At 64.9% G+C, this 7,790-nt stretch carries 9 protein-coding genes; 6 read left to right on the forward strand and 3 right to left on the reverse strand.

Translation table 11 applies throughout. The features are described from left to right. Positions 1 to 204: 204 nt before the first annotated feature. Both HX814_RS30825 and gspH read right to left on the reverse strand, forming a co-directional pair. Entirely contained in the window at positions 205 to 801 is a 597-nt protein-coding gene (locus HX814_RS30825) for a type II secretion system protein GspJ (RefSeq protein WP_177010050.1), read from the reverse strand. Further along, entirely contained in the window at positions 794 to 1,246 is a 453-nt protein-coding gene (gene gspH / locus HX814_RS30830; RefSeq protein WP_177010049.1) for a type II secretion system minor pseudopilin GspH, read from the reverse strand. Before gspH ends, HX814_RS30825 begins: the two co-directional genes overlap by 8 nt. 85 nt (positions 1,247 to 1,331) lie before the next feature. Here gspH and HX814_RS30835 point away from each other — a divergent pair, with 85 nt between their 5' ends. After that, positions 1,332 to 1,763: a type II secretion system protein N gene (locus HX814_RS30835; RefSeq protein WP_003218665.1), complete on the forward strand. Its 432-nt coding sequence runs from the start codon at positions 1,332 to 1,334 to the stop codon at positions 1,761 to 1,763. Here HX814_RS30835 and gspI read toward each other — a convergent pair. Next, the gene (gene gspI, locus HX814_RS30840) at positions 1,750 to 2,148 is read right to left on the reverse strand and encodes a type II secretion system minor pseudopilin GspI (protein WP_008431408.1); all 399 of its coding nucleotides are present in this window, start codon (positions 2,146 to 2,148) and stop codon (positions 1,750 to 1,752) included. The genes HX814_RS30835 and gspI overlap by 14 nt on opposite strands. A gap of 148 nt (positions 2,149 to 2,296) precedes the next feature. On the opposite strand from gspI, the gene gspG reads away from it, so the two are divergent. The 5 genes from gspG to gspD are packed head-to-tail and all read left to right on the forward strand — an operon-like array spanning position 2,297 to position 7,622. Next, entirely contained in the window at positions 2,297 to 2,734 is a 438-nt protein-coding gene (gspG, locus tag HX814_RS30845; RefSeq protein ID WP_003218660.1) for a type II secretion system major pseudopilin GspG, read from the forward strand. An 8-nt stretch (positions 2,735 to 2,742) separates the two neighbouring features. Then, the gene (gene gspK, locus HX814_RS30850) at positions 2,743 to 3,690 is read left to right on the forward strand and encodes a type II secretion system minor pseudopilin GspK (protein WP_177010048.1); all 948 of its coding nucleotides are present in this window, start codon (positions 2,743 to 2,745) and stop codon (positions 3,688 to 3,690) included. Next, on the forward strand, positions 3,687 to 4,799 hold the full coding sequence (gene gspL, locus HX814_RS30855; protein WP_177010047.1) for a type II secretion system protein GspL: 1,113 nt from the start codon (positions 3,687 to 3,689) through the stop codon (positions 4,797 to 4,799). Before gspK ends, gspL begins: the two co-directional genes overlap by 4 nt. Next, positions 4,792 to 5,316 carry a type II secretion system protein GspM gene (gene gspM, locus HX814_RS30860; protein ID WP_003218654.1) on the forward strand — a complete coding sequence of 175 codons (525 nt, stop codon included), beginning with the start codon at positions 4,792 to 4,794 and terminating at the stop codon, positions 5,314 to 5,316. The genes gspL and gspM overlap by 8 nt, the downstream gene beginning before the upstream one ends. Continuing rightward, entirely contained in the window at positions 5,313 to 7,622 is a 2,310-nt protein-coding gene (gene gspD / locus HX814_RS30865; RefSeq protein ID WP_177010046.1) for a type II secretion system secretin GspD, read from the forward strand. Before gspM ends, gspD begins: the two co-directional genes overlap by 4 nt. The last annotated feature ends 168 nt before the right edge of the window (positions 7,623 to 7,790 follow it).

The raw sequence follows: 7,790 nt of genomic DNA on the forward strand, positions 1-7,790 counted from the left end.
CAAGCCCGCTCCCACATTTGGTCCGTGCCCGCTTTAGCTTTTGATTTTGCTCTTCAACACTCAAGCCCAGGCGAGGAGCCGAGTGGTGGGGCAAGAGCGTTTTGCTTACTTTTGACTGGGCCGGCATTCCGGCTTTTCGAAAGTGAGCGGAACCCATATCAGCCATAACAAAAATAACGGATATGTACACCACCCCAAAAAGCCCTACCGCAAGGGCCCCAAAACCTGCCGATACCGCTCCACCCCCTGGCCCGTCTCCCGCACCAGAACCACCTCGATCCCCTGCGGTTCATCCTGCCGATTCCCACTCAACTGCCGCCACCCCTTGTCCCAAACCCGCACCTGCAAATCCCTGACCTGCCCAAGCACCGCCACCGCATCCCTGGGCGCCGGCAGCGGATACCGATCCCGCGCCGGTGCAACTGCCCGGTACAGCGTGTCGCCCTTGAGCCACCACCGCACCCGCTGCAACCCATCCCCAGGAATCGGCGCACTCCGGATCACCTCCAGCCGAAACCCCTTGCTGTCCGAACTCCTCACCGACACCGCCGCCAACCCGCCAGGCTTCGGCGCGTCTTCGCCAATCGGCGGCCCCAACTCAACCCCCGCGCGCAAGCTCACATCCAGCTGCATCTGGTTCAGCGCCCGCAACAACACCTCAGTCTGCTCACTGCTGGCCTGCAAATGCTGATCAGCCCGGGTCACACTGTCCAACCCGCGCCAGGCAATCACACTGACCACCGCCATCAACATGATCGCCACCATCACCTCGATCAGCGTAAAACCCTTCTGGTCACTCATGACTCACCACCCGCAACAACCCCGCCGCATCCCGTTGCAGGCTCAGGCTGTATTGCCCATCCGACAGCAGCACCCGCATGGGCGGGTTCACCCATTCAGCATCCAGCACCAATGTTTTCCCAGGCTCGATGCGCACCTGCATCGGCGCACTGTCCCAGGCCCGCGGACGCAGTTGCTGATCGCCGCTGAAGTTCTCCACTCCCAGCCCATCATCGGTAACGCGGCTGAAGCGAAATCCCTTGGCATCGGCTTTCCAGGTAATCGCCCGGCCATCGGCACGCGCCTCGGCCTGGGCCACCTGCAGCAATTGGCTCAAGCGTTCCGCGTCCTTGCGCAGCAGGTGCAGCGGATCAGGCTTGATGCTCAGGCTGATGGCCGCACTGGCGATGCCGATGATCACCAGCACCACCATCAACTCGATCAACGTGAAGCCCTGCTGTTTCATTTTTTGCTCCCTGATCAACCGCTGAAATAAAAAGGTGTGAATTGCCCTGTAGCCTGAGGCGACGGACAAACAGGAGGTCCCGCCCATGGCATTCATCCATCGTTTTTCACCCGCCCATGGCGTCCAGGCCGTGGCGTTGCTGGCGGCGCTGGCAGGGGTTGCGACCTGGACGCCGCTGTTGCTCACGTCGGCCGAGTCCCACACCCCGCAGGCCGCGCCCCAGGCGTTGGCGGCTCGCAGCGACAACCCCGCCGTGCAATGGTTTTCCAATACCCCGGCGGTGATGCAGATCAAGGTCTCCGGGGTGCTTGCCGGGGCGCGTGGGGCGGTGGCGATCCTCAGTCTCAACGACGGCCCGCCCCGCAGCTTTTTGTTGGGTGAACGCCTGAGCCCCGGCGTGCGGCTGACGGCTATTGAAGGCGATAGCGTGGAGATCGAGCGCGGCGCGGAAAAAATCCGCGTGCCCCTCGACAAGTTGCCCGACGGGCCGGCGTTGCCAAGCCTCATTCGGCAGTAACCGGGCGCTTCACCGGCGGGCGCCCCAGCAGTGTCTCCAGGCGTGCCAGGGGTGGCGCTTCCCGGGTGGCGTCCAGCACCTGCACGCTGACCTGGAACAGGCGCCCATCCGGCCCGTTGCTGATGGTCTGTTCGCAACGCAGTTTCAGCCGGCCCTGGTCGCAGTCGAACGTCTTGCGCCCGGTGCTCACCCGACCTTCCAGGCGCAGTTCCGCCATCCGGCCCTGGGCTGCCAGCAGCGCCATCGACTTGTCCCGCAGCAGGCCGTTGCTGGTGGTCATCAGCCCGGCCACGCGTACCGCCGCCGCCATGGCCACGGCGATGATCGCCAGTGCCACCAACACTTCAATCAGGGTGAAACCTTGCTCGTTGCGGGGCCCGCCCATGGCGTACTCAAAACCGGGAAACAGGCCCGCAGACTAGCCCCGGGAGTTGACCGATTGGCGACCAAAGCTCCCGAGGATTTTCAACATGACTGACATGTGTTCTTGCAACACTGCGCCACGAAATGCACTCAAGCCAAGGAATGTCGACATGGATATCGCACACTTCACGTCAGCGCGCAGGCAGCGCGGTTTCACCCTGATCGAGATCATGGTGGTCGTGGTGATCCTGGGGATTCTGGCGGCGCTGGTGGTGCCCAAGGTGCTCGACCGCCCCGACCAGGCGCGGGCCACAGCGGCCCGGCAGGACATTGGCGGACTGATGCAGGCCCTGAAACTCTACCGCCTCGACCACGGCTCGTACCCGAGCATGAACCAGGGCTTGAAGGTGCTGGTGGAACGCCCGGCCGATGCGAAAAACAGCAACTGGCGCGCCTACCTCGAACGCTTGCCCAACGACCCGTGGGGCAACCCGTATCACTACCTCAACCCAGGGGCCAACGGCGAAGTGGATGTGTTCTCCCTCGGCGCCGACGGGAAACCTGATGGTGACGGCGTGAACGCCGATATCGGCTCCTGGCAGTTGTAAGGCCGGCGATGAACAGCCATTCGCCCACAGCGGCGAAGCAGCGCGGCATGGCGATTATCAGTGCCTTGCTGATCGCGGCCGTGGTCGCGGTGCTTGCCGGCGCCATGCTCACCCGGCAAACCGTGTTCACCCGCAGCCTGGAAGCTGAACAACTGCGTATCCAGGGCCAATGGTTGTTGAATGGCGGCCTGGAAACCAGTCGCCAACTCCTGTGGGATGCGCGCCGTCAGGATGTATTGACCCGGCTCGATCAACCGTGGGCACGGCCCCTCGGCGGTGCTTTCGAGGGGCGGATTGAGGATGAGCAGGGCAAGTTCAACCTGCGCAATCTGGTGACCCAACAACACCTGGACGCCGGGCAATTGCAGAGCTTCGAACGCCTGTGCCAGTTGATCGGCATCGAGCCGGCCGTGAGTCGCCGCATCAGCCGGCGAGTGATCGACTCATACGACCAGCGCGAGCTCGGCGCCTCACTTACCGGCGGCTTCAACAGCAGCCGGGATACCTCGCCCGGTGCCGCTGCGCCATTGATCCCGGCCAAGTACCCGATGTTGCGCAGCCTCACCGACCTCAGCGGTATCGAAGGCCTCGACCCGCGCCAACTGCGGCGCATGGCGAGCTATGTCAGCGTGCTGCCCGGCAATACCTGGGTCAACGGCAATACCGCCAGCGCCGAGGTACTCAGTAGCGTGGTGCCGGGGCTCAGCCTGTCCCAGGCTCAGGCACTGGTGGCCGAGCGCGACGGCGGGCGCTGGTTTGTCAATCGCGGGGATTTCGTCAACCGGTTGCGCATGCCACAAGTCGCGGTGGACACGGTGCAGGTGGGGATCACCAGCGAGTGGTTTCGCGTGCACGGCCAGGCGCGCCGCGAGCAGCGTCGGGTCACGCTGGAGGCGTTGCTGTATCGCCCGGAAGACCGTCAGCCCCAGGTGATCTGGTCGCGGGTGGGCGTATGAAGCGTTTGCGCATCGGCTTGCCGCCGCTGGATGAACTCACCACCGAGAGCCAGGTGCAGTTCGCCTGGCTGGACCGCGCCGGGCAGGTCAGCCAGCAGGGCGAGGGCCGCCTGGCGCAATGGGCGAATACCCAGGCGGAGTGTTTTCTGCATCCACGGGACAGCTTGCTGACCAGCCTGGAGCTGCCGCAATTGCCCTCCGCCAAGGTCGACGATGCAGTGACCTGTGCGGCCCAGGCATTGATCCTCGGCCCGCTGGAATTGATGCATGTGGCCCACGGTCCACGGGACAGCAGCGGCCTGGTGCAGGTCGGCTGGTTGCCCAAAAGCAGCCTCGAGCACCTGGGCCGGATAACGACCCAGCTGAAAATCAAAGTGCGTGGCCTGTACCCGGCGCCCTACGCGCTGCCGGTCAGCGGGCCAGCGAGCGCGGCCTTCTGCGACGGGCATTTGCTACTGCGCCATAGCCTGCAGCAGGGCGCGGTACACCCTCTGGGGCAGCAGGCGCTGGATGATCTGCTCGCCACCGGTGTCGATGTGCTCCATGTGGCCGACGAGGCCCGTTGGAGCGGTACCGCGCCGGGCTGGGGTTTGCACGGTCGGCTCCAGCAGGCGGCAACCGGTGGCTGGGGCAGGGCGGCGGCCTGCACGGCGCTGGCGGTCGCCATCTGGGCCCTGGGCCTGAACCTCTACGCCGCCCGCCAGGTCGACGAAGGCCAACGCCTCAAGGCGCAGATGAGCCAGCAAGTACGCCAGGCCTTCCCCGAACTGCCGGTGATTCTCAACCCGCTGCAACAAGCCCGTCAGCAACTGGCCGCACGCCAGAGCGGCGCGGCGGCCGAACCTGGGCAGCGCTTTACCGGCTTGCTGGCGCTGGCGGGCAGCAGCCTGCCGTCCATGGCGGGCAGCGTCGAGAGCTTGAGCTACGAGCAAGGCCGCCTGCAGCTGAGCCTGCTGCCCGACGCCCGGACCCCGGCGCTGGCCGCTGACGCGCAGGCGCTGCTGGCCCAGGCCGGGTTCAGCGCCAGTCGCGACGACCAGGGCTGGACAGTCGGCCCGCTTACCGAGCGCGTTGAAGCCGATGCAGACGATGAGGCCGAAGATGAATAAGCGTTGGCAGCTTCTGCGCAGCCAGGCCCAGGTGTTCTGGAACGGCCTGGCCATGCGTGAAAAACGTCTGTTGGTGGGTGCCGGCCTGGTGCTGGCGGGCCTGCTGACCTGGTTGCTGTTGATCCAGCCACCGCTGAAGAAGATCGACTACTGGCAAGCCGAAACCCCGAAACTGCGCAGCCAGGCCGAGGCCTTGCAGGTGCTGCTGCAAGGCGTCGCCCCAGCCCCGCGCAGCAGTGACCTGGAAACCGCCTTGCACCAGTCCCTCGACAACGCCGGGCTGCAGGGCCGCTATCAATTGCAGCCGCAGGACACCGGCAGCTGGCGCCTGACCTTCGACGACGCCCCGGCGGACGCGGTGATCGACTGGCTGCTGGCCAACCCCCGGCCGTTCTCCCTGGAAGTCTCTGCGGCCCGCCTGCAACGCGCAGGCGAGGCCACCCCTTCAAACTCGGCCGGCACCTTGTCCGGGACCGTTCGCATGGATCAGGCGCCTGGCGCTAAGGAAGCTTCATGAAGTGGTCATTGCCCAACGCTGCGCCTTATCGCAAAGTCGCCCCTTTGCTCTTGTTGGCGCTGGGAGCGTGCAGCAACCCCCAATCCTCCGCGCCGTTGCTGGTGGACAGCGAGCTCGGCCAACCCCTGGCCGACACCCGGCGCAGCGGCGACACACCACTGGACCGCCAGCGCGAAACCGTGCCGCCACCCCGGGTGCAACACCCGGTGACCAACAGCGCCCGCAGCCATGGCGCCGCACCGGCCAGGGCGCGCAACCCGCTGGGTGATCAACCGGTACAACTGAACTTCGTCGACGCCGATATCCAGGCGGTGGTGCGCGCCTTGTCCCGCGCCACCGGCCAGCAATTCCTGGTGGACCCGCGTGTCAAAGGCAACCTCACGTTGGTCAGCGAAGGCCAGGTACCGGCGCACCAGGCCTACGACATGCTGCTGGCGGCGCTGCGCATGCAGGGCTTCAGCGTGGTCGACGTAGGCGGCGTGGCCCAGGTGGTGCCGGAGGCGGACGCCAAGCTGCTGGGCGGGCCGATCTACAGCGGCGCCAACCCGGGCGGGCAGGGCATGCAGACCCGCACCTTCCGCCTGCAATACGAAAACGCGGTGAACCTGATCCCGGTGCTGCGCCCGATCGTGTCGCCGAACAACCCGATCAACGCCTACCCCGGCAACAACAGCATCGTGATCACCGACTACGCGGAAAACCTGGCGCGGGTGGCACAGATCATCGACGGCATCGACACACCGAGCGCCATCGACACCGACGTGGTGAAGGTGCAGAACGGCATCGCCGTGGACATCGCCGCCATGGTCTCGGAGCTCCTCGAAACCCAGGGCGCCGACCAGACCCAGAAGATCAACGTGATCGGCGACCCGCGCTCCAACTCCATCATCATCCGCGCCGGCAGCCCGGAGCGCACGGAACTGGCGCGCAACCTGATCTACAAGCTCGACAACGCCCAGAGCAACCCGAGCAATATGCACGTGGTGTACCTGCGCAACGCCCAGGCCGGCAAGTTGGCGCAGTCGCTGCGGGGCTTGCTGACCGGCGAGAGCGACTCCGGTACCAGTGATAATGCCCGTGGCAAGTTGAGCAGCATGGGCGGCAACACCCAGGGTGGCCAGGGCAGTACCCAGAACAGCAGCGGCACTCCCACCGGCAGCGGCACTGTCCAGCCCAGTGGCTATGGGCAGGACACCAGCAGCACCGGAGCCTCTTCCCCCAACGACCAGAACACCGCGTTCAGCGCCGGTGGCGTGACGATCCAGGCGGACGCCACCACCAACACCTTGCTGATCTCGGCGCCGGACCCGCTGTATCGCAACCTGCGGGAGGTGATCGACATGCTCGACCAGCGTCGCGCTCAGGTGGTGATCGAGAGCCTGATCGTCGAAGTGGGTGAGGACGATGCCAGCGAGTTCGGGGTGCAGTGGCAGGCGGGGAACCTGGGCGGGAAGGGTGGCTTTGGCGGGGTGAACCTGGGGGGCAGCGGCTTGAATGGAACCCCCACCAGCAAGACCAGCATTGATGTGTTGCCCAAGGGTTTGAACATCGGGCTGGTGAATGGCTCGGTGGATATTCCGGGGATTGGCAAGGTGCTGGACCTCAAGGTGCTGGCCCGGGCATTGAAGAGCAAGGGCGGGACCAATGTGTTGTCGACGCCGAACCTGCTGACCCTGGATAACGAGGCGGCGAGTATTTTTGTGGGGCAGACGATTCCTTTCGTCACGGGCAGTTATGTGACCGGCGGCGGCGGGACCAGCAATAACCCGTTCCAGACGGTACAGCGGGAGGAGGTGGGGCTGAAGCTGAACGTGCGGCCGCAGATTTCCGAGGGGGGGACGGTGAAGCTGGATATTTATCAGGAGGTCAGCAGCGTCGACACGCGTGCTTCGGTGGATGCCGGGACGGTGACGAACAAGCGGGCGATTGATACGAGTATTTTGCTGGATGACGGGCAGATCATGGTGCTCGGGGGGTTGTTGCAGGATGGGTATAGCCAGAGCAATGACGCGGTGCCTTGGTTGTCGGATATTCCGGGGTTGGGGGCGTTGTTCAGGAATGAAAAGCGCAGTGTGACGAAGACTAATTTGATGGTGTTTTTGCGGCCCTACATTATTCGTGACGGTGGGGCGGGGCGCAGTATTACGCTGAATCGCTATGAGTTTATGCGCAGGGCCCAGGGTGGGTTGCAGCCGGAGCATAGTTGGGCGATGCCGGATGTGCAGGCGCCGCAGTTGCCTTCGGTGGATAAGGCGATTCCCGGGGGGCAGGGGGTTAGGGCGGTGATTCGGGCGGTGCCGCGGTGATTTGGGGTTTGGATGGGGGGCATATCCGTTGCTGCGGTAACGGCCACCTATGGTTCCGCTCTTACAGCGGGTCACTTTTGGCAAACGCCCCAAAAGTAACCAAAAGGTCTTTGCCCCACCACTCGGTGCCTCGCCTAGGCTCGGCATGCCCGCACTCCGGCCCGGTTC

Origin of the sequence: Pseudomonas sp. C8002 (genome assembly GCF_013385765.1) — a bacterium.
Taxonomy (GTDB): Bacteria; Pseudomonadota; Gammaproteobacteria; order Pseudomonadales; family Pseudomonadaceae; genus Aquipseudomonas.

Bases quoted from the DNA above. Each gene is read 5' to 3' on its own strand.
- HX814_RS30825 (WP_177010050.1), bottom strand. From the start codon at position 801: ATGAGTGACCAGAAGGGTTTTACGCTGATCGAGGTGATGGTGGCGATC.
- gspM (WP_003218654.1), top strand. From the start codon at position 4,792: ATGAATAAGCGTTGGCAGCTTCTGCGCAGCCAGGCCCAGGTGTTCTGG.
- gspD (WP_177010046.1), top strand. From the start codon at position 5,313: ATGAAGTGGTCATTGCCCAACGCTGCGCCTTATCGCAAAGTCGCCCCT.
- HX814_RS30835 (WP_003218665.1), top strand. From the start codon at position 1,332: ATGGCATTCATCCATCGTTTTTCACCCGCCCATGGCGTCCAGGCCGTG.
- gspI (WP_008431408.1), bottom strand. From the start codon at position 2,148: ATGGGCGGGCCCCGCAACGAGCAAGGTTTCACCCTGATTGAAGTGTTG.
- gspG (WP_003218660.1), top strand. From the start codon at position 2,297: ATGGATATCGCACACTTCACGTCAGCGCGCAGGCAGCGCGGTTTCACC.
- gspK (WP_177010048.1), top strand. From the start codon at position 2,743: ATGAACAGCCATTCGCCCACAGCGGCGAAGCAGCGCGGCATGGCGATT.
- gspH (WP_177010049.1), bottom strand. From the start codon at position 1,246: ATGAAACAGCAGGGCTTCACGTTGATCGAGTTGATGGTGGTGCTGGTG.
- gspL (WP_177010047.1), top strand. From the start codon at position 3,687: ATGAAGCGTTTGCGCATCGGCTTGCCGCCGCTGGATGAACTCACCACC.